The following is a 26,023-nucleotide window of genomic DNA, read 5'->3' on the forward strand; positions in this document are numbered from 1 at the left end:
ATCGGCGCGCACCACCCTCATCGCAGCCGCGGCGAGGCGGTGCGAGTCAGGGCCGTTCGCCCCGACCACGTGGGGCGAAAGGGAACACCGGCACGGCCCGGATCAGGAAGGCAGCTCGCGGACGACCGCGACCGGGCAGGCCGCGTGATGAAGCACCTGCTGGCTCACCGACCCCAACACCAGGCCGCGGAAACCACCTCGCCCGCGGGACCCGACCGCGACAAGACGCGCACCTCGGCTGGCCTCCACCAGCGCCTGGCTGGCCGGGGCCGCGACGATGTGGACACTCGCCGGGACGCCGGGGTACTTGTCGCGCATGGTCTCGGCGAGCTCATCGAGCTCCGCCTGCTCGGTACGCAGTTCCTGCTCAACGGCATAGCCGGGTGGTTGCCACCGCGGCCGTGGCGGCGTCCACGCGTGCACCAGACGCACATGCGTGCCGTGCCGGGCGGCTTCGGTGAAGGCGAAGTCGACGGCCAGCCGGGCGCAATGCGAACCGTCGAAACCGGCGACCACCGGTGCTCCGGCAGGCGGGCTCGCCCCGCGCACGACGACGACGGGGCAATGCGCGTGCGCCGACACCGCCGTGCCGGTCGACCCGAGTGGCAACCCGGCGAAGCCGCCATGTCCGTGGCTGCCGAGGACCACCAAGCGAGCCCGTCGCGACATCTCCACGAGTACCGCCGCGGGGCCGCCGGCCAGGACGACGCCGGAGATCGTCATCCCCGGATGAGACCCGCGCACCCGGGCGACAGCCTCGGAGATCATTTTTTCGCCGGCTTCGCGTACGCCGTCGTCCGGCCAGACGGTCGGCGCCAAGCCGATCGACCCGGTAACTGTCCGGAACGGGTACGTGTATGCCAGCGTGACCGAGGTGCCGGTGCCGGCGCCCTGATCCAATGCCCAGCCGAGGGCAGCCTCAGCTCCTTCGGAGGCGTCGTAGCCGACGAGGATCGAATGCGTACTCATGATCCCTCCAAAGGGTTGACCATCCGCACCTTCACCATGCGACCGGGCAGCTCTTGACCGGCAGGGCCGGTCAGGCCCAGGCCACCGGGACCTGTGACCCAATTCCGGCCGGGAGCAGCCGGAAGGGTTACGACGAGCCCGACTGGCCTCCCGCCGCAGGGTTGGGCCGGACGTCCTGGAAGCGGGGGTCTTGGGGCTCTGCCGGCGGCTGAGCTGCCGGCGCATTCTGAGCGTGGATGCGCCCGACTCCTTCCCGGGGGTGAACCATGAAAGCGGTATACATCGGTCCCCACCCCGAACGTCATGACCGGAAGCTGACCGAGCAGGCCGCATCCGCCGTGATGAGCGCCCCGCCGGACTCGGTATCCGAGGAGACGGCGCTCGGCGACGCCCTGCGGATGATGGTGCGGCTGCACCACCGTCACCTGGTCGTCCTCGACCGCGACGGGCGATGCACGGGGGTGTTGTCGGACCGGACACTCGCGGCGGAATGGGCGCGCAATCCAGCATCGCTGTCGGTGCGTACGGTCGGTGCGACCATGGCGACGCCGCCGACGGTTGTGGGACCGGGAGCAAAGGTGCTTGAGGTCGCCCGGATCATGCGGGCGACCGGGACGGACGCCGTCGCGGTCGCCGACGCCGACGGCCGTCCACTGGGGATCGTGACAGTAACCGACCTGGTGGCGCTGCTCGCCGCCTGAGCCGCAGAGGAGGGGCCATGCGTGCCCTCGTGGTGTACGAGTCGATGTACGGCAACACACACCGGGTGGCCGAGGCGATCGGGGAGGGCCTCGCGCAGGTGTACCGGGTGGATGTGGTGCCTGTCGAGCACGCCGCCGCGGGACTGGTCGAGGCGGCTGATCTGCTCGTGGTGGGCGCCCCGACGCACGCGCACGGCCTGAGCCGGTCCGGTACCAGGGCGTCGGCCGCGACAGAGGCGGGAAAGTCGGGTGGCACGCTCACCCTAGACCCGGCCGCGAAAGGCCCAGGCGTGCGGGACTGGCTGGAGACTCTGCCGGCGACCCGGGCCAAGGCGGCCGCGTTCGACACCCGGCTGGACGCCCCCGCGGTGCTGACCGGGCGGGCAGCCAAGGGCATTGCCCGCCGGCTGCGCCAGCGTGGGCTGGAGTTGGTGACGGCGGCGCCAGAGAGCTTCCTGGTCACCAGGCAGAATCACCTTGAGCCACAGGAGACGGCACGGGCCCGCGAGTGGGGCCGGCAGCTGGCCAGTTCGCTGACGCCGGCGGCCTGAACGCGCTGCGGACGGCCATGCCGGTCGGCACGATCGCCGGCCGGCATGGTCAGTTTGCCCTAGCCGGCCGTCCTGGCGCGCTGCACGGCGGGGCCGGCCAGCCGGCGCACGATATCCGGGTGCCCGTTGCCGGTCTCCCAGCCGATGTCGGCAAGCGCCACCACCGCCTTCCCGGCGCGGGCCACGACGATGTAGGTGCTTTGCACGATCGACCTTCCGCCGAAGTCCTCGGTCCGCTGCTGCAGCCGGATGAGCATCGAGTCGCGGCCAGCCACACCGGTGGCCAGGAGGCTCCACCGTCCGGTCGGGTCCGTGCGGACGCCGCAGCGCGACAGCGCGCGGCGGAGCTCGCGCAGGTAGCGCTGTGCGCCGTCCGCCCGGTAGATCGACACGGTCTCCAGCACGACCGTGGGATGGTTGCCGGTAACCGAGTAGAGGATCGAGATCGTAGCGTTGGCGCGGCGGAGGGCGGCGCTGCGGTACGGGAAGTACGCCCGCGGTTGCGGCGGCCGCAGGTAGTGCCGGAAGGCGTCGGTGACCGGGGTCGTGGCAGCCCCGCCCAGGTCGACCGGCTGCAGGAACGCGCCAGCCGGCACCGGCGCGACTTTCTGGCGATGCGCGGCCGCCGGGGCGGGCGTCATCCAGAAGCCGACCAGGACCAACAATGCGACCACCAGACATCGCAAAGCGATCCGGGTGGGCGCGTCTCTACCAGACATGAGACTTCCACCTCCTGATGAGATATCGACTCTTCTCACCGTGACGAGGTGGTGACGCTGGAAGCAGGGTCGTTCGACCCTACAGCGTGTCCGGACGGCACCCGACCAGGGCGGCCGAGTCGACGATGAGGTCGGCGTCGAGGCAGTCCATGACGTGTGCGGCTGCGGTGCCGTCCTGGTCTACCAGGACTGGTGTCACGCCTGCGTTGACGAGGCTGCGCAGAGTATCTCGTTCGGCGCGGCCGAACCGTCCGTCGTGCGCGGTGGAGGCAAGGCACACGAAGTCGTGCCGGGGCAGGGAGTCGCGCAGGCCGGCGACGACCGCCTTGGCTGTGCTGAGCGTGCGGCACACCAGGACCGTCTCGGCGGTCGTGGCCAGCTCGCAGATCGGGGCCAGTACCGGTGGTGTGGCAAGGCGGTCAACGTCGACGTCGACCCGGACGACCGCGAGCATGTGGCGACCTCCGTTGCGCACGGACCGCACGGTCCGTCATCCGGTTCCAGCCAACCGTCGCGGTCCGTGCGTCCGCCAGTCCCGCTCGGCCCGCTCAGGTCGGGACCTTTGGCCCTTGTCAAAGTCCGCCGGCTCGGGGACGGAAGCCGGACTAGCCAGCCAGTGCCTTCTCGCGCCGGTCCGCCGCGGGGGCACCGTGCTGCCGGCGTGGGCTACCAGCACTGGGCTGGCGGCATGGCGCAGGACCGCCTGGGTGACCGGTCCGAGCAGCGTCGGCCGGTCGCCCCGCGCACCGACGACGATCAGTGACGCGGTCCACGACTCGCGGATGAGCGCGTCCTCGGGTGGTCCGGCCACCATCCGATGCGCGGCGAGCCGCACCGCCTGCATCTCTCCTGGACACGGCGCCCCGCCGGCGTGCAGGACGACCAGGCCCGTGCGCCGGCGCCGCGCGGCGACGACGGCCAGCCGCAGGGCCGCGTCCGCGTCCGGTGAACCATCCATGCCGACCACGACCGGACCCGCCCGTTCGTCCTCTCGCACGAACATGACCGGTGTCGCCGTCCGGGCGGCGAGTTGGATGGAGACCGACGTTTGCGGCTCTGTGCCGAGTGCTGCGAGCCCATGCCCGCCCAGGACGAGCAGGGATGCGGGGGTCGCCGCACGGCGAAGCACCGAGACCGGTGCCCCGTCCACCACCGCGGCCGAGACCAGCAGGCCGGGCTCGACGGTTCGGGCGTACGCGGCCGCCGTTTCGACGGCCTCCTCTGCCTCCTCGCGCTCTTCTCCGTGACCGGACGTGAACAGCGGCCAGACAAACGCGTGCACCACGCGAAGCCACCCGCCGGCGGCGGCCGCTTCCCGGGCGCCGGCCCGCACCGTCGCCGCGTCCAACCCAAAGTCCTTCACACCGACAACCACGGTGGTCCCGCCGAACCTCATGGCCGCCACCTCCATGTGCACTGGTCGACCGGGTAAACCCGGTTGACACCTATTTGTCGTAGCTAATCGCGCTGGCAGCCGCTGCAATAGGGCCTTGGTACCCGACCTCACTCGGTTCGGCGTGGCCGTATGGCCCGCCCACTCGGGACGATCGTCCACTGGGCCGGATATGCGGCGCGTTCGGCCGCGACCGCTGCTGCGGACCTTCGGCCCGGCCAGAGGTGACGGCCGGCCCTGAAGCATCCGTGTGCTCCGAGTGTCCAATGGAGCGAGGAATCCACAGTGGAGGAGGTAGCGGCATGTCGACCCGCGAGGCGCTTCAGCTGGCTCGGCACTATCAGGATGTCGCCCGGCGCAATCCTCACGAATCCCGATTCTGGACGGCGCGGTCGCTCTACTATGGGCGGACGGCAATGCGGAACGGTCGGCTGCCGGGCCCGCCGCTCAGATGAACAGCAGCTGCGCGCCCTCGGTCTTCTCGATGAAGTCGGCGGCGCTGATGATGCCCTCCACGGCGTCGTAAAGGTCGGACTCGTCAAGACGCATCATGTCCGCGGACATGCGGCAAGCCCACAGGTGTCCACCGGAGGCCACGATCTGTTCCAGGAAGTCCGGCACCTCGGGCACGCCGATGTCGTGGATCTGCTTCTTCATCTGGTGGGTCGCGAGCGCGGTCATGCCGGGCAGTCCGCCCAGGCCCTGCGGCAGGTGGGTGGCGGTGTTGCCGAGCATGGTGAACTTCAGGTCCCGCATCCGGCTCCTGGTGATGATGTCGAAGCCCCAGAACGTGAAGAACAGGTGCGTCTCGACGCCCTCGCCCAGCGCGGCGTTGGCCAGGATCAGACCCGGGTACGCCATGTCGAGGTTGCCCTTGGAGCAGATGATCGCCAGCTTGCGGCCGGTCGGGGCGTCGTCGCCGAAGTCTGGCACGAGGCCCGGCCTGGGGCGGGTGGCTTCGTCGGTAGTCATGTCATGCCGCCTTTCACACGCAGCCGCGGGGCTTGGGCAGTCCGGCGATGTAGGCCATCTTCTTGGCCGGCTTTTTGGGAAACAGCGCAAAGAGCTCCTTGACCGGGATGCTGGCCATGGTCGACACCCGACGCAGCGTCGCGGTCTCGCCGTGCGCGACGAAGTCCTGGCGCAGGAAGCGGATCGGCGCCCAGTGCGCGTCGGTGAGCTCCAGCCCGATCGCCGCGGCAAGGAGCCGGGCGAGATCCTCGTTCCACTCGTCGTACTCGGTCAGGAAGCCCTCAGCGTCGACGTGCACTTCGGCGGTACCGATGGTCGTGACGGGCATCGCTACTCCTCCTCGGTCGGCGGCCGGCGCTTGCCGGCCATGGACATGTGCGCCGGAAGCGGGATCCGCCGGCCCGGCAGCAGCAGGTGCCAGTACATCCAACGGAACGCCAGCTTCCCCAGTGATTGCGGGCCGTCTCCCTCAGCAGCGCGAACGGCCCCACCACCGGCACGGGATAAGTACCGGGCAGCGGTTCGGTGTCGTAGTTGAAGTCGATCAGCAGCCCTTTGCCGTCGCCGGACTCCACGAAGCAGTTGGCGTGGCCGTCGAACCGGCCGGTCATCGGCAGGCCGTGGATGAGCTGTAGGAAGTTCTCGGTGAACACATCGACGGAGAAGTGGGCCACCGAGCCGGCCTTGGAAGTGGGGATATCGTTGGCGTCCCCGATGGCGAAGATGTTGTCGTACGTGCGTGACAGCATCGTGTGCCGGTCCACCGGCACGTAGTTGAGCTCGTCGCCGAGCCCGGAACGGGCTATGAAGTCGGCGCCCATGTTCAGTGGCACGGTCACCAGCAGGTCGAACGGGATCACCCGGTCGTCGTAGGACACCAGCGCCTTGGCCTGCTCGTCGATTCGCTCGACCAGGAAGTCCGGCTCCACAACGATGCCACGCTCATCGAGCATCGAGCCCAGGCGCGCCGACGCGATCGGCTTGGTGAACGCGCCCGGCAGGGGAGTGGCGTAAACGATCTCCACCCGGTCGCGGATGCCGCGGTGACGCAGATATGCCTCCACCAGGAAGGTGAACTCCAGCGGTGCGACCGGGCACTTGATCGGCAGGTCCACGATGTGCACCACCAGCCTGCCGCCGTCGAACCGCTGCAGGGCCTGCGCCAGGGCGGTCGCCCCGTCGAGGCTGTAGAAGTCGAAAACGCTCGTGCGCCACAACGACCCGAGCATGCCCGGGGTCTGCTCCGGGTGAGGGCTCGTGCCGGTCGCGATGACGAGAAAGTCGTAGGCGATCCGCTGCCCGTTCGCCAGCCTGACCTGGCTGGCATCCGCATCGACCCGGTAAACCTCGCCGAGGACGAGCTCGACGCCGCGGGGCAGGAACTTCCGCCGCGGCTTCACCACCTGGCTCGGCCGGTACCTGCCGAACGGGATGAACAGGAACCCGGGCTGGTACTGGTGAGTCTCGGTCTGGTCCACCACGGTGATCCGCCACTGCCGGCGGTCCAGCAGGCGGTGCAGCTTGTTGACCACCATGGTGCCCGCTGTACCCGCGCCGAGGACCACGAGCCGCTTCATGTCCGCCTCCTCGTATACCCCCCGCCGTATCTCTCAAGGTCACCGTATGACGGCTACCGCTGTTGGCTCAGGGTCGGAAGTCCCGCAATTGTCGGCCAGCGGTCACCTAGCCGCGGTGCGGCGCCGGTGGCCCACTTGAACCCGCACGAGCCATCGGTCCCGGATTCGGGGACCAAATAGCCCTGAGTGGCACGCGACGTGCCCTGCAGGCTGGAATGGTAGGGAGGTGGGCGTCATGACAGCTGTTGTGGTCGGCGTGGACGGCTCGCCAGCCAGCACCGCTGCGGTCGCATTGGCGGTTCGCGTGGCCTCGGAGCGGCACCGCCCGGTCCGCGTCGTGCACGCTTTTGTGTGGCCGCTATTGCATGTACCGGTCGGGCCGTCCCCGTATGGACCGGCGGACGGCGGGCTGCGGCACGAGGCCGAGCGGATCGTCGGTGAGGCCGTGGCGTACGCCGAAACGTGTGACGCGAGGGTGAGCGTTTCGGGCGACGTGATCGCTGGAGGTGTCTCGGCGGTCCTCCTGGCCGCCTCGCGCCACGCCTTCGCCATCGTGCTCGGGGATCGTGGCCTGGGCGGGTTCACCGGCCTGATGGTCGGTTCGGTGGCGGTGCAGGTCGCCGCGCACGCCACCTGTCCGGTGTTGGTGGCCCGCGGCACGGCGCGCGAGAACGGCCCGGTCGTGGTGGGCGTGGACGGTTCGCCGAACTCGGACCGGGCCGTCGCGTTCGCGGCGGAGGAGGCCGTGCTGCGCAAGACCGATCTCCTCGCGGTGCACGCCTGGACCGGACCCGTCTCCACCCGCCCCGGCGACATGCGACCGCTGGTGTACGACCCCGAGCAGGTCGCCGAGGACGAGTCCCGGGTGCTGTTCGAGGCGACCGCCGGCCTGAACGAACGCTATCCGGATCTCCTGGTGGGACACCGGGTGGTGCGCGGCCGGGCGGCACACACGATGATCACCCAGTCGCACGGCGCGCAGCTGGTCGTGGTCGGCGCTCGCGGACGGGGCGGCTTCGCCGGGCTCCTGCTGGGGTCGGTGAGCCAAGGCCTGCTGCACCACGCGGAGTGCCCGGTCGCGATCGTCCGGCCAACGGCGGCCTGACCGCCGCCCTCACCCGGCCAGGAAGGTCGGGTCGGCGACCGTACCGCCATGAACAGGTCGGCCGGTATGGGATCTGCCGTGCCTACGCCCAGCGGACTGAATGTGCCGGATGGCCCCGCGGTCAAGGCGCAACGGCCCTGGCCACGGGGAGACAGGAAGTCTGCAATGGTGGTGCCCGCATGGCATCGACGGAGGGAGGCGGTCCGTGCTGGACAACGACCTGCGTCAGCCAGAACCAGCTCCCACTGTCGCATTTCCATCCCTTGTGGACGCCGGAATTTACCGTGACGGCCGTCGGGTGGCCAGTGGTCCCGACCTCGCACAGACCTACCGGCTGTGGCGCCAGCTGCCCGGCGCGATGGCCTGGATCGGCCTTTACCAGGCTGAAGAAGCACAGATGCTGGCCGCGGCGAACGAGTTCGGCTTGCACGAGCTCGCCGTCGAGGACGCCATCAGGGCACACCAGCGGCCAAAGCTGGAGCGCTACGGCGATACGCTCTTCGTCGTCCTGCGCGCCGCGCGCTACCTGGACGAGACCGAGCAGGTCGAGTTCGGTGAGATCCACCTGTTCGTCGGACCTGGCTTCGTGCTGACCGTCCGGCACAGCCATGCGCCCGACCTGGCGGCCGTGCGGCGTCGGCTGGAAGCCGAGCCCCATCTGCTCGCGCACGGTCCGGAGGCCGTGTTGTACGCGATTCTGGACCGGGTCGTCGACGGGTATGCCCCGGTCGTGGCTGGCCTGCAGAACGACATCGACGAGATTGAGACGCAGGTCTTCCTCGGCGACCCGCGAGTGTCCCGGCGCATCTACGAGCTGTCCCGGGAGGTCATTGAGTTTCAACGCGCCACGCATCCGCTGCTGGGTATGCTGGGCGCGCTCATGGCCGGATTCCAGAAGTACGGCATCGGCGAGGAGCTGCAGCGATACCTTCGGGATGTGGCTGACCACGCAACCGCGGTGGCCGAACGTGTGGACGGGTTCCGCCAGCTGCTCGCAGGCATCCTGGCGGTCAACGCCACACTGGTGTCGCAGGCGCAAAGCGAGAAGATGGAACGGCTCACCGAGGCCAGCTACGCCCAGAACGAACAGATCAAGCGGATTTCGGCATGGGCCGCCATCCTCTTCGCACCGACGCTCATCGGCACCGTCTACGGGATGAACTTCCGGCACATGCCGGAACTGCGCTGGGCCGCCGGCTACCCGATGTCGCTTGCCCTCATGGCCGCGGTCTGCAGTGCCCTCTACCTGGCCTTCAAGCGTCGGGGGTGGCTGTAGCCCGGATCGGGACCTTGGTCCCGCCGCCGGGTACGAGGCGGCCCTGCACCGCCGTGCCAAGGGCGGAGCAGGTTGAGGGCAGGACGTAAGGAGGCGCTCATGAAGGCACTGGTCTACGGCGGGCCCGGACAGAAATCCTGGACCGAGGTCCCCGATCCCACCATCACCGATCCACGGGACGCGATCATCGAGGTCGACACCGTGACGATCTGCGGTACGGACCTGCACATCCTCGCCGGCGACGTGCCCGCCGTCGAGCCGGGCCGCGTCCTCGGGCACGAGGCGGTGGGCACGGTGGTCGACATCGGCACCGGGGTCACCGGCCTCAACCGAGGAGACCGCGTGCTGGCCTCGTGCATCTCCGCCTGCGGCGTGTGCCGCTACTGCCGGTCCGGCAGCTACGGGCAGTGCCTGGGCGGCGGTGGCTGGATCCTCGGCCACCGGGTCAACGGCGTCCAGGCGCAGTACGCCAGGTTGCCGTTCGCCGACCTGTCCACCTATCGGCTGCCGGCGAACGTGACCGACGAGGCCGCGGTGATGCTGGCCGACATCCTGCCCACGTCGTACGAGGTGGGTGTGCTCAACGGCCAGGTGCGGCCCGGCGACACGGTGGTCGTGGTCGGGGTCGGGCCGATCGGGCTCGCCGCGATCCTCACCGCCCGGCTCTACTCGCCCTCGCACATCATCGCCGTCGACAAGGCGGCGAGCCGGCTGCAGGCGGCCAAGCAGTTCGGAGCGGACGTCGCCGTCAACGCCGACGAGGACCCGCTGGAAGTGGTGCGAGCGATCACCGGCGGGCTGGGCGCGGACGTCGTGATGGAGGCGGTCGGTACGCCGCAGGCGTTCGAGGCATGCACCACGCTCGTGCGTCCGGGCGGTCGCGTTGCCAACATCGGCGTGCACGGCAAGCCCGCGCTGCTGCACCTCGAGGACCTGTGGATCAAGAACGTGACGATCACGACCGGCCTCGTCGACACGTACTCGACGCCGAACCTGCTGACCATGCTCGGCGCCGGTCAGCTGGACGTGAACCACATGATCACGCACCGGTTCGCACTCGACGACTTCATGGCCGCGTACGACGTGTTCTCCAAGCCGGCGGAGACCGGCGCGCTGAAGGTGGTCCTGTCACACAGCTAAGCAGTTCGCCTCCGGCCTGCCGTTGCGTACACCGAACGGCAGGCCACCGGTTCATAGCGCGGTGGGCACGATCACGACGGGGCACGCGGATCGGGCGGCTAACGCCGTCAGTATCGGTCCGGGCGACCCACCGTCCGCCGCGCGGGAGTGCGGCGCCGCGACCACCACAAGCTGGGCGGTGCGGGACGCCGCGGACAGCACGATCACCGCGTCCAGGCCGTGGCGCACCGCGAGCCGTACCGTCACATCCGGATACTTTTCGGACCAGGTCTCCAGCAGGTCGAGAAACGCACCCTCCGCGGCGCTCAACCTCTCCTGGCCCGGCGGGCTTGCCAGCGCCGGCCACAGGTGTACGGCCGTCAGCGGCGCGCAGCGTCGATCCGCGGCTGCGAAGGCGAAACGTATGGCTGCCTCGGAGCCGGCGGTGCCATCCACCCCGACCAGGACCGGCGATCGTGTCGGAGCACGGGTGGCGGGCATGCCGGCCGGACAGATGACGACCGGCACGGTGGCCCGTCCGAGCACGGCGGCGGCCACCGATCCCAGTGCCGCGTTGGCGGCCCGCTTGCCGCGCCGGTGACCGCCGCGTCCGAGCGCCAGCAGGCTCGCCTCACTCGCGCGGGTTACCAGCGTCCCGGCGGGGTCTCCGTCGAGGACCTCGGTGTTGACCCGGAGCGCGGGATGCACCGCCCGGATGCGCTCGGAAGCGGTCTGCAGGATCTTCGCCGCCGGGCCGGCCGAAACGAGTACCAGCGTGAGGGGAGCCGACCACAGCGCGGCTTCAGCGGCCGCCAGCTCAAGCTCCGGTCTCGGGCTAGAGGAGCCGTCGACGCCGACGACGACCTCTTGTACGGGCTCGTGTGGCATCGCGTACCTCCACCCTCTGCCTCCAGAGTGGGCCTCCGCTGGCTGGGCGAACAGGGCCAAGGGCCCGTGATGCGGACGCCGTTGGCCCCCCGCTGCTGCTGCCGAGCGGCTCTGGGAACCACACCGCCAACGGCGCAGGCTGTGGTGACAGATCCGCCGGACCGGGAGACCTTTGGTAGCCACTAGGAACCGCGACCTGCGACCTTCACGCCATCACAGAGGACGGTTGTCGCCCGCAGCATCGCCCACTCCCGCCGCATCCCCGCGAGGAGGACCGGCAGGTCGGGGAAACGGTCCGCATCCACGTGGACGGTGATGGCCAGCGTCCCGGCATACGACACGGCTAGGAAAGATACGCCGAGGTTGCCGGCGAGGTTGCCGATCGGCAGCACGTCCAGTATCGGTGTCCCCAGCACGTGGACCGGTACCGGCGGTCCCGGGACGTTGCTCTCCACGAAGTGGATCATCCGTTGGTGCCGGCTGAAATAGTTCGCGATACCCATCCGCGCCAGCCAGATGAGCAGCACGTTTCCGGCGGTGGGCGGCTGGTCGCGCTTCGCGCGTGCGGACTCGACCGCGATCGAGCCGAGCCGGGCCGCGGGATCCGGTTCTCCCGCGGGTAACCGGACAACGAACCCCCCGGTGCGGTTGCCGCCGCCGTCTAACGCCTCCGCGGAGGTCCGTAGTGACATCGCGACGGTGGCGTGCAGCCACAGCCCGTCCAGCGACTCGCCGCGGGTGTGCAGCAGCGCCCGCACGCCGGCCGTCGCGAGGCTCAGGACGACGTCGTTGACCTTCCCGCCGTGCCGGTGCGCCACCTGTTTGGCCTCGACCAGGTCGACGCGCATCACCGCCAGGCGCCTGCGGGGGCCGATTGGAGCGTTCAGTGAGGTCCGCGCTGCGTGCCGCAGTGTGGCGATCATCCGCCAGTGGCCGCGTACCATCCCGGCAAGCTGGCGGGGACCGACCCGCCGGGGAGGCTGCCGGACGGCGGCCAGGCGGGCGCGTAGGTTGTCCGCCACCAGCGTGCTCCAGCTGGGCGCAGGGACCGGCACCCACCGTGGTACCGGCCCATCCGTTTCTGGCAGCGCCCGCTCAAGAGTGGACAGGACCAGCCGGATGGCCGCCAGCCCATCGGCGAGGACATGGTGCAGCTTGACCAGGATCGCCACGCGGCCTTCAGCCAGCCCGGTCAGCAACCACATCCGCCACAACGGGTGTGCGCGGTCCAGCGGCCCGCTCATAAGCTGAGCGGCCAGACGAAGCAGCTGCGCCTGGTCTCCCGGCCACGGCACCCGCGCCGTCAACACGTGCCGGTCGACGTCGAACGCGCAGTCGTCGACCCAGACCGGCCGGCCAGCCAGTGGACCGGCCGAGCGGATCACCCGGCGCAGCGGCGGTGCGGACACCAGCGCCCGTTCGACGGCCTGCCGGATGGTGGCAACGGACGGGCCGCCCTCGCCTCCGTGTGCCGCCGGGCGGTCCAGAACCAGAACGGCACCGATCGTCATCGGGGCGGCCGGAGTCTCGACCGCAAGGTTGATCATGTCGAACGCGTTGAGGCGCTCCGGTCGCGTATGCCGGCCGTTCTGGACTGCAAAGCTCTCGATCTCGATCACCGCCCCTCACCGCCATGTTCGGCAGCGAGGAGCGGGCAGCGGCAGGGCCCAAAGACCCGGGAGTTCGGGAGGGGCAATATGGTCCCCCACGGCGGGACCGCGGTCCCCAAAGGAGCGGCCATTCGCCCCGCCTCGATGGGTGGCATGCGACATACCGTGGTGCTGTTACCCCCGCTAGCACCTGGGTAGGTGCGTCATGAATTCCCTCGTGAGGCTCTGCGCGGCGACGGTCGGGATCCTGATGTTTGTGGCCGCGCCGAGCGGATGCGGCGAACAGCAACCGGAGGCGTCATCCACGCCCGAGACGACCGCATCCACGCCGCAACCGTCGGTGCCCCCGTCCGAAAGCCCGGAAAGCACGAAGTCGCCACAGACCCGCCGTCCGACGACGCCGCCGACCAAGCTCATGCCCTGCCGCGCCACGGACCTCGTTCTGAGCGGCGTAGACAGCAGCGGCGCCGCCGGACATATCGGGTACCGAACGGTCGTCACCAACACCGGCACCCGATCGTGCGCTCTTCTCGGTGACCCCGTCGTCGTGGTCTATGTGGACTCGACCGGCCGGACCAGGACGCTGCCGACCGAACGCCACCGCGCGGACGGCGTCGCCGGCCCGATCCTGCAGCGCGGCCAGCGGGCCGAGATGACGTTGTTGGTCGTCAACGGCTACGGCGGATACGACCGTTCCGCACCCGCATGCGCACATCCGGCGGTGTACCGCAACCTTTCCGCGAAGCTCAGAGGTGGCGGGATGGTCGGGCTGGATGGCCTCGTCCTCGACGTCAAGTGCGGCGCAATCACGGCGTACGACTGGGTCGGGGCGACCAGCGTCCCCTGAGGTGGGAGGCCGAGGTCAGCATGGTGCTCAAGGTGGACGTACCACGCACGCTGATCCGCGGAGACGTGGACGAAGGATACGGCCCGGTGGCCGACGCCTTCCGGCGCAACTTCGCCGAGCGCGACGCCGGCGGGACGGGAACGGCCGTGTGAGGATCACCCGGACACGCTCGTCTCCTTGGCCAGAACGTCGAATAGTGAGCGTCGCGGTGTACCCCGAGCGGCGTTGCCGTAGCCGATCCGGAGCACCATCTGGGCGTATCCATGGCCGCTGACCAATCGCCGCAGCTCGGCGACCTCCAGGGCCTGGTTCACCGGCGAGGCGACCAGCCGCCGTGTCGTGGCGGTGAGCAGGACGCGCTGCAACGCCTGCCCGGCTCGGATCCAGTCATACGGCGTGTCGTCATGGGTGGTCAGCCGGACCAGGGTCGGGCGCCGCTCGAAGGCGGCGGCCGCTGCCGGCGGTCCGAAGTGGCGCAGCGGTAGCCGTCCGGTCGTGTCCTGCGGGGGGTAGGCGTACGACGGTATCCCGTCCCGCCGCTCCGGTTGGCCACCGGTCCACGCGTCCAGTTCGGCGCGGTAGCCCTCGTCTCGGTTGAGGACCTCGTCCGCGGTCCAGGTCAGAGACAGGATGGCGTCGCGCACGATGGGGTCGGCGACAGCGAGCCGGGCGCCCTCCGCGGCCGCCGCGGCGATCAGGTCGTCCAGTACCGGCCAGGGCACCGCATCCGCCTGGAACGGGCGACGGTTGGTGTGACGGCGGGTGATCGCAGTGGCAAGCACCCCAGCCGTCGGGCTCGGCACCGTCGTCGGGCCCGCCTGAATGCGGGCGGCGAGCTCGTGCAGGCCAGGCTCCGGCAGCAGGCGCAGGACCGGGATCCGGCCGCGGGCGAGCAAGGCCAGTCGCAGGTTGAAGATCGCGGCGCCCACGCTGATGAACATCTGCCGGCCGCTTGGGTCCAGGTTGGACAGTTGCCGGGTCCGGTCCGCCCAGACCTCGATCTCGCGTCCATGCACCCGGAATAACCACGGCTGGGTGTTGTGGATTGACGGCGCCGCGAGAGCTGCGTGGAGGCACTCGGCAACGGTGTCGACCGACAGCCGCGGTATGCGCCTTGTCCGGGAGCCCATGGTCAACGCTCCAGGCTCACATGCTCGTGCGTGGCATCCTCCAGGTCACCGGCGGCGGCGACCAGGAGCCGGTGACCGAGGTCGGACAGCGCTCGGGCGACCGCGATCTCGTCGCCGATAGCGGGGATGTCCGGCCTTTCCACGCGGCGCCGTGCCTGACCGTTGCCCACCAGGTCGTCGCGGATCTCGTCGTAAAGCTGCGCCTCGGCGTAGGTCCGGCAGTCGACCTCGCCGATAAGAATCTCGACGTTCCATCGTTTCATCGCGGCCATGACCGGACCTCCTTGACCTGCTCGCCGGGGACTACGGCAGCGGCACCGCCGCCACGGGGCAGCCGGCGAGATCTACCATCGCGTGCGTCACCAGGCCGCGGGCGAACGGCCCTGTCCCGCCGTGCCGTGACGAACCGACAACGACGAGCTGGGCGTCCATCGACGCCTCCGCGAGGGCCGGTACCGCGAGCTGGCCGTACTGGACGCTCAGCTGGACCGGCACGTCCGGGTACTTGCCCGCCCAGGCGGACACCGCTTCGTGAAGCATTTCGGCCGCCTCCGGCGTCCGCCAGGCACGCACGTGCAGGGCGATCACCGACGCACCGCGAAGGGCGGCTTGCTCGAAGGCGAACGCGATGCCGGGCTCCGCGCGCGGGTAGTCGTCGACCCCGACCAGCACCGGTCTCGGACTGGGCAACGCGCGCTGCGGGTCGACCGGCCGGTGCACCATTACCGGGCACCTCGCCTCGTGGACCACGCGTGTGGTCACCGGGCCCGCCGGCAGGGCGGGAAAGCGCGCGTCGCGGCGATGGCCCAGCACCAGAAGGTAGGCATCCGACGAGCGCGCGAGGAGGGCACGGGCCGGATCGCCGACGACCGCGGTTGTGCTGACTGCCAGGCCCGGATGTTCCGCGAGGGCCCGGGCGGCGGCGATGTCCAGGACTTCCTGGCTGTCGCCCGGCCCGGTCTCGACATGGACGACGACCAGCGGTGTGAGTCGGGCGGCAGCCTCTTCGGCGGCCAAGTCCACCGCCTGCAGCGCGCTGCACGACCCATCCACGCCGACGACAACCGGACCGAGGGGCTCCGCTGTCATGACCCGCCTCCTTCGCTTGGTCTCAGCGTGCGGCGCGCGTACCCGCTGCGGGTAGGGGCGTCGGACCCGTATCGCCAGGACCTGTTGTCGTCATCTGCCTCTGTGCGTGCGGGTGCGAGGATCGTGGCCGCGGCGGCCTCAGCCTGCGAGCGTCGGCATCTCCCGGACCACGGCGACCGGGCAGTCCGCGTGGTGCAGCAGTTGCTGGCTGATCGAGCCGAGCAGCAGTCCGCGGAAGCCGCCACGACCGCGCGAGCCGACGACGACCAGCTGAGCGCCGCGGCTCGCGTCGACCATGATGCGCCCGGTCGGTCCGGGCACGACGTCGACCGCCACCTCGACGTGTGGGTACTTGCTGCGCCAGCTGGCCAGCAGTTCGTCGAGCTCCACCCGCTCGGCGGCGGCCTGCTCCGCCAGGTCGTAGTCGACCGGCCGCCACTTGGGCGCAGGTGGCGCCCAGGCCCGGATCACACGCAGCCCGGTGCCGCGTGCGGCCGCCTGCTCGAAGGCGTACTCGAGCGCGAGCAGTGCGCCGTCGGAGCCGTCCACGCCAGCGACAACCGGGCCGGCGGCCAGCTCTGGCCCGCCGCGCACGACCACGACCGGGCAATGCGCGTGCGCCGACACCGCGACGGTGGTAGAGCCGAGCAGAAGCTCCCCGAACCCGCCGTGGCCACGGCTGCCCAGGACGAGCAGCCGCGCCTCGCGCGAACGCTCCTGCAGGATGATCGCGGCGGATCCGCCGACGACCTCGCCGGTCACGGCCACCCGCGGGTGAGTCTGGTAAGCGCCGGAGACGGCGGCGTCGACCATCTTCTGCGCGTCCTCGCGGGCACCGCGGTCGGGCCAGTTGCGTGGTCCGGGCGAGATCGGCCCGGCGACCGCGAGCCACTCGAAGACGAACATCACGGTGACGGGCGCGCCGGTGCGGGCTCCGTCGTCCAGCGCCCATCGGAGGGCAGCCTGAGCGCCTGCGGAGCCGTCGTACCCGACGATGATGGGTCTTGTGTTCATGGCGTCCTCCAGGTGACTTTCTACTGTGGAACGTAACGCTGCCGGCAGACCGGGCTGTAGGGCCGATGGTCAGCCGGCTCCGTGACCTTCGGACGTCCCGACGGACCCTCGTCCCCAATCGTCGGGCCATGTGCCCCTGTGGTCCGGCCAGTCCGCGGCCTAGCGTCAAGGCACGGTACGACGTGAAGGGGGATGCCATGCGTCGCCATGGTGCCGGTCGGGTCATCGTCGGCGTCGACGGCTCGCTCGCCGGGCTACGGGCACTGCGTCTCGCGGTCGCCGAGGCCGGTCGCCGGGGCGTCGCGCTGCATGCGGTACGGGTCTGGAACTGTGACTCCTCGTGGCAGGGCGGCGCCGCTGGTTGTGACGGGGAGATCGGCCAGCAGGCGCACGCGGAGGTGGTTGCCGCGTTCGGCGCCGCCATGGGTTCCATGCCAGGCGACGTGCAGGTGGTCATCACGCCGGTCGCTGGGCGGCCGTCGAGCGCACTGGTCGACTATGCCTGCCGCGACAACGACCTGCTCTTCGTCGGCACGTCACAGCGACGGTGGTGGCGACGGTTGTTCCGACCTTCGACCGCCCGGTCCTGTGCCGCTCGTGCCTGCTGCCCGGTCGTCGTTGTTCCGGCCGAATCCTTCGTGCGCAGCGCCGCCAGCCGCAGGCAGTCGCGGGCGATCTTCCGCGACCTCTCGGCGCTGAGCGGCTGATCGCCCTCACGACACTCTGCTGTGGACACACGATTCTGGGGCGCCGCTGGTAACGGCGCCCCCAGTACAGTGCCGGTCACCTGAGCCAAGGCTCACGCTTGACGATGGGCAGCTTCGCCCAGTACCTCCCGAGGCCGAGGGTCGTGCCCGCGCCGACGAGGGCCAGCCCGGCCAGAACGCCCGCGTTGATCAGGTGGTCGTCGAGGAAGGGGTTGTTGTCCGGGGCAGGACGACCGTCCACATCATCACGTAGAGGATGCCGCCGGTGACCGCGGCGATCCGGACGCCGATGCCTAGCACGAGGGCGAGGCCGATACCGGCAAGGCCGATCATGAACAGCCAGTCCGCCCAGGCGTCGCCGGCGATGTTGTGGTAGAAGTCCTCGAACGGCCCGGCAGCGCCGTTGGCGAGGAAGCCCTTGGTCGGCGAGCCGCCGTTGATCCAGGCGTTCTTCTCGGGCGTCTCGTGACCGAGGCCGAACGTCTTGTCCAGGAATGCCCACAGGAAGGTCCAGCCCAGGGCGATCCGGACGCCGGCCCACACGTAGCGGGCGGCCTTTTGCGCGGTGCTCTCCGGCACCGGGACCGTCGTAGCGGTCGTCGGGGTGGTGGGCCGCTCGGCCATCGCCGTCATGGCTCCACATCCTTTCTCGGTAGTCCCGCGCGCTGGCGGGCTACCTACAGTCCACGCCTTTCCACGGTTTCGCGGCAGGGCCGGCGGGCGCCACTTCTGCGGGACCTTGGACCCACCCGGCGCCGGGTCATACGGCACTGTGGACGGTCAGGATGATCCGGCTTGCTCCGTCTGCGCGAAGCTGTCGCGGGGACCGCCCTCGTGCTGATGCACGTGTGGTGGACAGGGGCGCTCGCGGGCGGACCGAGGATTTCACCGGGCATCGCCGGCATCGGGCCGACCGTCGATTACGTCGGCCGGACCGCGCCGCGGTGTTGGCCAGCCCGGCTGGCCGTACCCTATCCGCATCACCATTTGCGGGATGCCAAACCGGCCCAACGCAGTGCGCAGCCGCTCGCGGGCGGCTGGTACCTCGATGGGTTGGGACACCATGGACGCGACGAGCCGGGCGTCGGTGGCGGTAAGCAGCACACGCTGCAGCGCCTGTCCCACGGTGATCCGGTCGACGGCACTGTCCGCGGCGGACCCGAGGACAGCCACGAGAGGTTCTGCCCCGAAGTCCTGTCCCGGGACGTGCGGGCGCTCCCCGAACGGCCGCTGCGGGAGTAGATCCTGCGGTTCGGCGACCGGCCCGCCGGCGCGGGCGGGCACGCCGTCGGTGGCCGGTCCGCCCCGGGTCCAACCGGCGATCTCGGCCCGGTATCTCGGGTCGCGATCGAGGACGCGGTTCGCGCTGCGGGCAAGCTGCGCCAGAGCCCCGACAGCGGTGGCGCCGACGACGAGCTCCAGCCAGGCGCCTTCGGCGCGTGCCGCCTGGGCCAACCGCCAGCGGATCTCGCCCGGCACCGGCTCGGGAAAGAACGGCAGCCGGCTGCTGCGCCGGTGCGGGATGGCCGCGAGCAGGTCCTGTTCTGCCGGGCTGGCTGGTGCCGGGCTGTCCGGCACCAGCCGAGCGACCACATCCGGATCATCGGGATCCGGACAGAGCCGAACCCGCGCCGGCATGCCCGCGCAGGCTAAGACCAGCCGCATGTTGAAGACCGCGGCGCCACAGGCGAGATGAGCCGCCCAGTCTCCGAGATGGCCGTGACCGGCGGCGGGTAACGGCCGCCGGCGGTCGACCCGCACCTCGATGCCGCCGTCCCGCAGCCGAAACCGCCACGGCTGGCTGTTGTGCATCGAGGGCGCGCGCACGGCCGCCCGGACCGCCGTGTCCAGGACGGATGCCGTGTATCCGGTGACGATCATAAACGGGCTCCTTCCGGTCGCGACCCGACGGCCGCTGCCGGCAAGGCCCCGGCCGATGCCCGCACGACCGCGACCGGCCCGTTCGCCCCGTCTACCACGCCGTGCGCGACGCTGCCGAACAACGCCCGTCCCGCCGGGCCGAGCTGGCCCCGGCCACGGTCGCCGACCACGAGCAGACGGCTACCGTGCGCGGCGCGCAGCAGTCCTGGCAGCGGGCGGCCGCCGTAGACGGCGCACTTCACCGGCACCTGCGGGTACCGGCGCATCCACGGCTCGACCGCACGCCCCAGCAGCTCGAGCGCGACCGGCTCGACAGAGAAATGTGTGGACAGGGTGGTCTCGTCGAACCAGAAGTCCTCACGCTGACGGGAGGTGACGTGGACGGCGGCCAGGACGCACCGGTGGTCGGCGGCCCGTTCGAACGCGAACTCCAGCGCCGGCCCGGGGTCGTCGTGCTCGTCCACGCCGACCACCACGTGGCCCAGCAGCGGAGCGTCGCGACCGGCGGTGATCGGGCGCACCACGACCACCGGAGCAGGGGCGTGGGCCAGCACGTGATGCGTCGTACTGCCGTACCCGCCCGGATACCGCCGTGCCGGTGGGCCTACGACCACCAGGTCGGCGCGGGCGGCCGCCGTGGACAGCAGGGGGCCGGGCCGGCCGGGCAGCAGGCGCAGCCGCACGCGATCACCGCCGAGTCGGGCACGTGCGGTGCCGACAGCGCGGGCCAGAGATGGGTCAAACAGCTCGACAATCGCGAGCGAAGGTGACGGTGCCCGGCTGGCCAGCGGAGAGTCGGGTGGGCATGCGTGTAGCAGAACCAGGTCGGCGCCGCTGCTGAGCGCCTCGTCGGTCGCCCAGGCCAAGGCCTGCCAGCCGCCGCGGCCGCCGAGGCCAGCCAAGATCATTGATCGCACGGCCTACTCCTCCCGTTCTGCGAACTCGATGACGTCGTCCGGGGCGCGGCGCGGCACCGATGGCAGCTCGCCGGACTCGGCCGGAATGCCCAGCCGCACCACGAGGTACGGCTCGCCGACGCCGGCGAGCAGATCCCGCATCAGGCGCCGTGGCCATGCCAGCTCGATCGCGTCCGAGATCGGCGCGGCGGCCAGACCCTCGAGCACCGCGGTGAGCAGCAGCGCGGACAGCGCCTCACCGGCCCGCAGCCAGGACCAAGGTGTGTCGTCCGGTCCGAACAGCACGGCGTACGCGGCGCCACGATCGTTGCCGCGGCCCGGCTCCAGCCTTGCGTCGCCGTCCAGTGCGTGGTCACGCAGCATCACCCGGCGCGGCACCTGGCGGACCGCCACGGTGGGTGGAACGCCGTCCCCCGCCCACGGCGGACGGTGGGTCCACCGGTACACCTCGTCCCGGTAGGCGGGGTCGACGACCTCGGTGGCGGCGGCGTCCGCCGTGACAACGGCGAGCATCGGCATCTGGTCGAGGCGCACGACGTGCAAGAACGCGCCCTCCGCCTCCACCGCGATGCGCAGGCGCTCCAGGACCTCCGCCGCCACCGGCTGTTCGCCGAACGCCCGCCGGTCGGTGCGCCGGTCCGGGATCGCCTCGTCGAGGGCGATGTCGTGCGCGCTCGGATTATGCACGCCGGTGACGCGAAGCCGGGCGACACGGTCTACGTCTGCCGGCTCGGGAAACCGGCGCACCTCGACCTCGTGCCCGGCGGCCGCCAGCGCGACCCGCGCATGGTGCAGGGCGGCCCCGCAGGCCAGCGTCAGCAGGCGCCCGTCGGGATCGGTAACGGGCAGCTGGCGCCCGCGGTCGGCGTACAAATCGAGCGTGCCGGCGCCGACCCGCCATCGCCACGGCTGGGAGTTGAACGCCGACGGCGCCCGCAGCGCGCGCTGGGCCGCCTCCGCGAGCGGCTCGATGATGTGGCGGGTCATGTCCGTGCCTCCTGGTCGGGGTGTCGAATCAACCGTGCACCGGGTATCGGTTGCCCCTGAAGGGCCGGAGGTCCCGAACGGATGGGCACCCGGGGCTGTTGCGGCGGTCCGTCAACCGTCAGCGGCGGCGACGGCGACACAGCGGCTGATGGGCGGCTGGGGCAGTACCTTCACGGACACTTGCAGCACACCACGCTCGTACGTTGCGGTGAGCGTCTCCTCGTCGGCCCTGCGGGGCAGTTGGACGGTACGGCTGAACGTGCCGTACCGGAACTCGGAACCTCGGTGGTGGCGCCAGTCCACACGCTCGACGTCGATCTTCAGCTCTCCGTCGTAGACAGAGACGGTGAGGTCCCGCGCGGGATTTACGCCCGGCAGCTCCGCCCGGACCACGTACCGGTCAGGTTCGGTGTACTCCTCGATGGCGATGTCGTGACCGGTCGCGGTGCGCAGCGCCCGTTCCAGCGGCAGCAGCAGGTGGTCGAGCGTGGCAACCATGACGCCTCCCGACGTGAGCGATGCCTCCATCGGATCGCGCAGCAAGGCTCGTACTGAAGGGCCGCTTGCCAGCCGGTACAGGGCCGTCCGACCCTGTTCTGCCCCGTGCCCCCGCAGTGCCATGGAAGTGAAGCCCCGCCGCTCCGGCGGGCGTGCCCGGAAGGAGAACGCGATGAGAAAGTGGACGGTCGCGGACGTTATGACGACGGACGTCGTGGCGGTCCCCGAGGATGCCACCTACCGCACTATTGTGGAGCTCGTCGCGGAACGCCGCATCAGCGCCGTGCCGGTCGTCGACCCCGCGCGCAAGGTCGTCGGTGTCGTCTCCGAGGCGGACCTGCTCTACAAGGTCGAGTTCGCTGGTGCTGTCACGCATCGACGGATCTTCCCCACCCGCCGCCGCTCACCCCGGGAGAAGGGTGAAGGCATGATCGCGCGCGAGCTGATGACGACACCCGTGGTGACCGCCGGCACGACGACGTCACTGCATGCCGCTGCGCGCCTGATGACCGAGAAGGGCGTTAAGCGGCTCCCGGTGGTCACCGAGGACGGCACGCTCACCGGCATCGTTTCCCGCGCCGACCTGTTGAAGGTGCATCTGCGTACCGACGAGGAACTGAAGAACGACATCAGGCACGAGGTGCTGGAGCGCACCCTGTGGCTGGAGCCACTGGTGGTGGACGTCCAGGTCGACAACGGTGTGGTGACCATGCGCGGACACCTCGACCGGCGGACGCTGGCGGAGCTGGCCGCCCAGCTGGTTGCCGCTGTGCCCGGCGTGGTCGCGGTGGATGATCACCTGACCTACGCCCTGGACGACACCGATCTGGCCAGCTCCCAGTGGCACCGATCGCACCCTTTCAGCAGCACGGGGTGCTAGAGCCATGATGTCCTCCGCGCCCGCTCGGCGTGCACAAGCCGTAGGGGCGGCAAGCCGGTCACCCCCACGTGACGAGCTCGCCACACGCCATGGTTTCTGGATTGCCTCGCAGGGAAGCCGGCTCTGATCGCCATTCACGGACCGCACCTTGGCTCAGGTGCCTCGGTGGGGACATGGAGGAGCCATGCCTACCCAGCAGCCCATTGTCGTCGGCTATGACGGCTCCGACGGTGCCGACGCCGCCCTGCGCTGGGCTCTTGATGACGCCGCCCGCACTAACACTGCTGTCGTGCTGGTGTACGCGTTCGAATGGCGCACAGTGGCCGGGCAGATCGGGCTAATGCCAACAGCCTGGCCCGACGACAGCGCGCGGGAGGAAGCCCACAAGTTGATCGCGGCGGCACTGGCGCGGGCCGGCAAGCTGCGGCCTGAGGTCACCGTCTCCGGCACGGTCGTGGACGGTACCGCCGCCGGCGTTCTGGTGGACCTGTCGTATCAGGCCAGCCTCACGGTTTTAGGCGCCCGGGGACGGAGCGCCTTCGCGGATCTGCTGGTCGGCTCGGCAAGCGTGGCGGTGTCCGCGCACGCGCATTGCCCGGTGGTCGTCGTCCGAGGGGAGCCGGCCACCCGTGGCCCGGTCGTCGTGGGTTTCGACGGCTCCGACTGTGCCCAGCTGGCCGTCGAGTTTGCCTTCGCGCAGGCGGCCCTGCGAGGCTCGGAACTGCGTCTGGTTCACGCCTGGGCGCGGCCTGCGCCGTACTGGCAGCTGCCAGAGGGCGATGTGCGGGAGGGGTTGCGTGCCGAGCAGACGGAGCTCGAGCAGGTCCTTCTCGGCTGGCGGGGCAGCTACCCTCAGGTGTCGTCGAGCGTGCACGTCGTCACGGCGCCGCCATCACCCGCACTGGTCGACGCGAGCGACGGTGCGCAGCTGGTCGTGGTCGGCTCGCGGGGGCAAGGCGGTTTTCGTGGGTTGCTGTTGGGATCGGTGAGCCAGCAGTTGCTGCATTACGCGCACTGCCCGGTCGCCGTGGTCCGGGAGCGCCCCGCCCGAATGTGACCCCTGTCGTCGTGGTCTGCGGCGCAGAGCCAGCCCAGTCGGTACGGCAGCTGGGTCCGATCGTCGTGGGCCTAAGCGGGGCCGGCATGCTCGCACGGCCGCGATGTTCTGTGTTGCTCAGGCTGCACGGGACGCCGCTCGGGCCGGACGTGACCTGACAATCCACGTCTAGATCGGCACAGACCACACGATCCTGGTGCCGGCGGGGTCTCCGGGCATGGCCGCGAATTCGCCGCCATGCAGCTGGGCCCGATCGTGCAGGTTGACCAAGCCGCCGCTGGGCTCGGCGTCCGCCAGGCCGACTCCATCATCGAAGACGATCACGGTGAGCCGCCCGTCTCCCGCCTCGACGCCGACCTGGACCGCGGTGGCGTGAGCATGCCGGGCAGCGTTCGACAACGTCTCGCGGATCACCGCCAACAGGTCCGGGCGTACGTCGTCGGGGACGGCACTGTCAACCGGACCGGACAGGCGCAGCTCGGGCCGGAAGCCCAGCGACTGGGCAGCGCCCGCCACGAGGTCGCGGATCTCGGTGCGCAGGGCGGCGTTCGCCGGGGTACGCAGCTCGAAGATGGCTGTGCGGATGTCGCGGATGGTGGTGTCGAGGTCGTCGACGGCGCCGCTGATGCGTTGGGCGACGTCCGGTCTGGTGGCGAGTTGCGCGGCGGTCTGCAGTTGCAGGCCGGTGGCGAACAGCCGTTGGATGACGACGTCGTGCAGGTCGCGCGCGATCCGTTCGCGGTCTTCGAGCAGCAGGAGCTGTTCGCGTTCGTCCTGGGCGCGGGCGCGTTCGAGAGCGAGTGCGGCCTGCCCGGCGAAGGTGCGCAGCATGGGAATGTCCTCCGGCCGGGTGGAGGCGTCGCCGGGGTAGGCGACGACGAGCACGCCGTGCAGCGTGTCGGCGGCCGCGAGCGGCGTGATCAGCGCCGGACCGGTGCTGACCGAGCTGGGCCAGGCCGCGGCCTTCCCCAAGTCGTCGACGACGACGTAGCCCGCGCCGCTGACGGCCTTAGCGAACGCGCTGTCCGCCTGAGACACCACCGCACGGGTCAGTTCGGGTGCGGGGCCGTCGACGACTTCGACGGTGAGTTGGCCGGTTTCTTCGTCGGCGAGTAGGACGAGGACGAGTTGGGCTTCGGCGACTTCGCGGGCGCGGCGGGCGACGAGTTGTAGGGCGCTGGTGCGGTTGACTTGGCCGAGTAGCACGTTGGTGATTTCGGCGGTGGCGGCGAGCCAGCGTTCGCGGCGGTGTGCGGTGGCGAAGAGGCGGGCGTTTTCGATCGCGACGCCGGCGGCGGCGGCGAGGGCGACGGCGATTTCCTCGTCGTCCTGGGTGAACTCGGCGGCGCCTTGTTTTTCGGCGAGGTAGAGGTTGCCGAAGATTTGGTCGCGGATGCGGATGGGGGTGCCGAGGAAGCTGTGCATTGGTGGGTGGTGTGGGGGAAGCCGTAGGAGTTGGGGTGCTTGGTGATGTCTGGGAGGCGGACTGGTCGTGGGTCTTCGATGAGTAGGCCGAGCAGGCCGCGTCCGTGTGGCAGGTCGCCGATTTTGGCGTGTAGGTCGGGGGAGATGCCGTGGGTGATGAACTCGACGAGTGTGCGGTCGGGTCCGATGACGCCGAGCGCGCCGTAGCGGGAGCCGATCAGTGAGCAGGCGGCTTCGACGATCCGGGTGAGTACGCCGCGTAGCTCCAGGCCGCTGCCGATGGTGACGACGGCGTCCAGCAGGGAACGGAGCCTTTCCCGGCTGGTGACCACCTCGCCGACCCGGTCGAGTAGCTCTTGCAGCAGCTCGTCGAGCCGCACCCGGGACAGCGGGCTCAAACCCAGCGAAGGCGACGCCCACGCCTCCTCGTCCTCGCTCAACACGATCGGATCGTACTCGCCCTGTCACCGTGGAGTCACGGATCCGCCAGCGTCCAGCAGGTCCCGGACAGCACGTTCCGCGAGCAGCGGCACGTAGGTATGCACCCTGGCGTCACTGAACCGCGCGTACACCGCGGCGATTGCCTCGCCGACCCGCTGCGGGCTGTGGGTTCCGGCGTATCGGTGCTCCGAGCGGTTGCGAGCAGGGAGGGTCGTGCGGTGCACCGGGAGGACCTTCGACCCCGGAGCGCCGCCACGCCGTCGTTGGACG

At 70.4% G+C, this 26,023-nt stretch carries 28 protein-coding genes and 2 pseudogenes; 10 read left to right on the forward strand and 20 right to left on the reverse strand.

The annotated features are described in order from the left end of the window. Positions 1–102: 102 nt before the first annotated feature. Positions 103–969, reverse strand: a complete 867-nt coding sequence (locus Phou_RS28200) for a universal stress protein (RefSeq protein ID WP_173061137.1) — start codon at positions 967–969, stop codon at positions 103–105. A gap of 266 nt (positions 970–1,235) precedes the next feature. Here Phou_RS28200 and Phou_RS28205 point away from each other — a divergent pair, with 266 nt between their 5' ends. Beyond that, the gene (locus Phou_RS28205) at positions 1,236–1,670 is read left to right on the forward strand and encodes a CBS domain-containing protein (RefSeq protein WP_173061140.1); all 435 of its coding nucleotides are present in this window, start codon (positions 1,236–1,238) and stop codon (positions 1,668–1,670) included. A gap of 17 nt (positions 1,671–1,687) precedes the next feature. After that, positions 1,688–2,221 carry a flavodoxin family protein gene (locus Phou_RS28210; RefSeq protein WP_173061143.1) on the forward strand — a complete coding sequence of 178 codons (534 nt, stop codon included), beginning with the start codon at positions 1,688–1,690 and terminating at the stop codon, positions 2,219–2,221. 59 nt (positions 2,222–2,280) lie between these two features. Here Phou_RS28210 and Phou_RS28215 read toward each other — a convergent pair whose 3' ends face one another. The 6 genes and pseudogenes from Phou_RS28215 to sqr all read right to left on the reverse strand — a co-directional run bounded on the left by Phou_RS28215 (position 2,281) and on the right by sqr (position 6,882). Next, the gene (locus Phou_RS28215; RefSeq protein ID WP_173061145.1) at positions 2,281–2,940 is read right to left on the reverse strand and encodes a hypothetical protein; all 660 of its coding nucleotides are present in this window, start codon (positions 2,938–2,940) and stop codon (positions 2,281–2,283) included. A 79-nt stretch (positions 2,941–3,019) separates the two neighbouring features. Next, positions 3,020–3,394 carry a hypothetical protein gene (locus Phou_RS28220; protein ID WP_173061147.1) on the reverse strand — a complete coding sequence of 125 codons (375 nt, stop codon included), beginning with the start codon at positions 3,392–3,394 and terminating at the stop codon, positions 3,020–3,022. Positions 3,395–3,430: 36 nt separating this feature from the next. Beyond that, complete coding sequence (locus tag Phou_RS28225; protein WP_173061149.1) at positions 3,431–4,336, reverse strand: universal stress protein; 906 nt, start codon at positions 4,334–4,336, stop codon at positions 3,431–3,433. A gap of 444 nt (positions 4,337–4,780) precedes the next feature. Then, complete coding sequence (locus tag Phou_RS28230) at positions 4,781–5,305, reverse strand: DsrE/DsrF/DrsH-like family protein (protein WP_173061151.1); 525 nt, start codon at positions 5,303–5,305, stop codon at positions 4,781–4,783. 13 nt (positions 5,306–5,318) lie between these two features. Further along, on the reverse strand, positions 5,319–5,633 hold the full coding sequence (locus Phou_RS28235; RefSeq protein ID WP_173061153.1) for a TusE/DsrC/DsvC family sulfur relay protein: 315 nt from the start codon (positions 5,631–5,633) through the stop codon (positions 5,319–5,321). 2 nt (positions 5,634–5,635) lie between these two features. Then, positions 5,636–6,882, reverse strand: a pseudogene (gene sqr / locus Phou_RS28240) (type III sulfide quinone reductase, selenoprotein subtype). Between the two features lie 235 nt (positions 6,883–7,117). Between sqr and Phou_RS28245 the strand changes: the two are divergent. The 3 genes from Phou_RS28245 to Phou_RS28255 all read left to right on the forward strand — a co-directional run bounded on the left by Phou_RS28245 (position 7,118) and on the right by Phou_RS28255 (position 10,403). Next, positions 7,118–7,987: a universal stress protein gene (locus tag Phou_RS28245; protein ID WP_173061155.1), complete on the forward strand. Its 870-nt coding sequence runs from the start codon at positions 7,118–7,120 to the stop codon at positions 7,985–7,987. 205 nt (positions 7,988–8,192) lie between these two features. After that, positions 8,193–9,263 (forward strand): magnesium and cobalt transport protein CorA, encoded by a 1,071-nt coding sequence (locus Phou_RS28250; RefSeq protein ID WP_246273912.1) that lies wholly within the window; start codon positions 8,193–8,195, stop codon positions 9,261–9,263. A 99-nt stretch (positions 9,264–9,362) separates the two neighbouring features. After that, a complete protein-coding gene (locus Phou_RS28255) occupies positions 9,363–10,403 on the forward strand; it encodes a zinc-binding dehydrogenase (RefSeq protein WP_173061159.1) in 1,041 nt (346 codons plus the stop codon). Between the two features lie 51 nt (positions 10,404–10,454). Here the strand turns inward: Phou_RS28255 and Phou_RS28260 are convergent, their stop codons facing one another. Both Phou_RS28260 and Phou_RS28265 read right to left on the reverse strand, forming a co-directional pair. Beyond that, complete coding sequence (locus Phou_RS28260; RefSeq protein ID WP_173061161.1) at positions 10,455–11,270, reverse strand: universal stress protein; 816 nt, start codon at positions 11,268–11,270, stop codon at positions 10,455–10,457. 182 nt (positions 11,271–11,452) lie between these two features. After that, entirely contained in the window at positions 11,453–12,889 is a 1,437-nt protein-coding gene (locus Phou_RS28265) for a wax ester/triacylglycerol synthase family O-acyltransferase (protein WP_173061163.1), read from the reverse strand. A gap of 196 nt (positions 12,890–13,085) precedes the next feature. On the opposite strand from Phou_RS28265, the gene Phou_RS28270 reads away from it, so the two are divergent. Both Phou_RS28270 and Phou_RS54580 read left to right on the forward strand, forming a co-directional pair. After that, positions 13,086–13,727 (forward strand): DUF4232 domain-containing protein, encoded by a 642-nt coding sequence (locus tag Phou_RS28270; protein WP_173061165.1) that lies wholly within the window; start codon positions 13,086–13,088, stop codon positions 13,725–13,727. Between the two features lie 20 nt (positions 13,728–13,747). Continuing rightward, positions 13,748–13,879, forward strand: coding sequence for a hypothetical protein (locus tag Phou_RS54580; RefSeq protein ID WP_281365091.1), 132 nt, complete (start codon positions 13,748–13,750; stop codon positions 13,877–13,879). 3 nt (positions 13,880–13,882) lie between these two features. On the opposite strand, the gene Phou_RS28275 is transcribed toward Phou_RS54580, so the two are convergent. From Phou_RS28275 to Phou_RS28290, 4 genes are all read right to left on the reverse strand, one after another. Further along, complete coding sequence (locus tag Phou_RS28275; protein WP_173064650.1) at positions 13,883–14,857, reverse strand: Acg family FMN-binding oxidoreductase; 975 nt, start codon at positions 14,855–14,857, stop codon at positions 13,883–13,885. Positions 14,858–14,859: 2 nt separating this feature from the next. After that, the gene (locus Phou_RS28280; protein ID WP_173061167.1) at positions 14,860–15,129 is read right to left on the reverse strand and encodes a dsRBD fold-containing protein; all 270 of its coding nucleotides are present in this window, start codon (positions 15,127–15,129) and stop codon (positions 14,860–14,862) included. Positions 15,130–15,160: 31 nt separating this feature from the next. Continuing rightward, a complete protein-coding gene (locus Phou_RS28285) occupies positions 15,161–15,946 on the reverse strand; it encodes a universal stress protein (protein ID WP_173061169.1) in 786 nt (261 codons plus the stop codon). A gap of 138 nt (positions 15,947–16,084) precedes the next feature. Continuing rightward, positions 16,085–16,960, reverse strand: a complete 876-nt coding sequence (locus tag Phou_RS28290) for a universal stress protein (RefSeq protein WP_173061171.1) — start codon at positions 16,958–16,960, stop codon at positions 16,085–16,087. 197 nt (positions 16,961–17,157) lie between these two features. On the opposite strand from Phou_RS28290, the gene Phou_RS28295 reads away from it, so the two are divergent. Then, positions 17,158–17,667 (forward strand): universal stress protein, encoded by a 510-nt coding sequence (locus tag Phou_RS28295; RefSeq protein ID WP_173061174.1) that lies wholly within the window; start codon positions 17,158–17,160, stop codon positions 17,665–17,667. A gap of 76 nt (positions 17,668–17,743) precedes the next feature. On the opposite strand, the pseudogene Phou_RS28300 reads toward Phou_RS28295, so the two are convergent. The 5 genes and pseudogenes from Phou_RS28300 to Phou_RS28320 form a co-directional block, all read right to left on the reverse strand. Then, positions 17,744–18,300 (reverse strand): annotated as a pseudogene (locus Phou_RS28300) (hypothetical protein). Between the two features lie 252 nt (positions 18,301–18,552). Then, complete coding sequence (locus Phou_RS28305) at positions 18,553–19,545, reverse strand: Acg family FMN-binding oxidoreductase (protein WP_371872235.1); 993 nt, start codon at positions 19,543–19,545, stop codon at positions 18,553–18,555. Beyond that, positions 19,545–20,456 (reverse strand): universal stress protein, encoded by a 912-nt coding sequence (locus tag Phou_RS28310; RefSeq protein ID WP_246274080.1) that lies wholly within the window; start codon positions 20,454–20,456, stop codon positions 19,545–19,547. Before Phou_RS28310 ends, Phou_RS28305 begins: the two co-directional genes overlap by 1 nt. Positions 20,457–20,468: 12 nt before the next feature. Next, positions 20,469–21,452 carry an Acg family FMN-binding oxidoreductase gene (locus Phou_RS28315; protein ID WP_173061183.1) on the reverse strand — a complete coding sequence of 328 codons (984 nt, stop codon included), beginning with the start codon at positions 21,450–21,452 and terminating at the stop codon, positions 20,469–20,471. 111 nt (positions 21,453–21,563) lie between these two features. Then, positions 21,564–21,950, reverse strand: coding sequence for an Hsp20/alpha crystallin family protein (locus tag Phou_RS28320; protein ID WP_173061186.1), 387 nt, complete (start codon positions 21,948–21,950; stop codon positions 21,564–21,566). Positions 21,951–22,149: 199 nt separating this feature from the next. On the opposite strand from Phou_RS28320, the gene Phou_RS28325 reads away from it, so the two are divergent. Then, complete coding sequence (locus tag Phou_RS28325; RefSeq protein WP_281365123.1) at positions 22,150–22,830, forward strand: CBS domain-containing protein; 681 nt, start codon at positions 22,150–22,152, stop codon at positions 22,828–22,830. Positions 22,831–23,014: 184 nt separating this feature from the next. Further along, the gene (locus tag Phou_RS28330) at positions 23,015–23,887 is read left to right on the forward strand and encodes a universal stress protein (protein WP_173061189.1); all 873 of its coding nucleotides are present in this window, start codon (positions 23,015–23,017) and stop codon (positions 23,885–23,887) included. Between the two features lie 168 nt (positions 23,888–24,055). On the opposite strand, the gene Phou_RS28335 is transcribed toward Phou_RS28330, so the two are convergent. Both Phou_RS28335 and Phou_RS55700 read right to left on the reverse strand, forming a co-directional pair. Beyond that, entirely contained in the window at positions 24,056–25,780 is a 1,725-nt protein-coding gene (locus Phou_RS28335; RefSeq protein WP_308784564.1) for a sensor histidine kinase, read from the reverse strand. Continuing rightward, positions 25,777–25,977 (reverse strand): three-helix bundle dimerization domain-containing protein, encoded by a 201-nt coding sequence (locus Phou_RS55700; RefSeq protein ID WP_371872206.1) that lies wholly within the window; start codon positions 25,975–25,977, stop codon positions 25,777–25,779. The genes Phou_RS28335 and Phou_RS55700 overlap by 4 nt, the downstream gene beginning before the upstream one ends. Between the last annotated feature and the right edge of the window lie 46 nt (positions 25,978–26,023).

This window comes from Phytohabitans houttuyneae (genome assembly GCF_011764425.1).
Taxonomy (GTDB): domain Bacteria; phylum Actinomycetota; class Actinomycetes; order Mycobacteriales; family Micromonosporaceae; genus Phytohabitans; species Phytohabitans houttuyneae.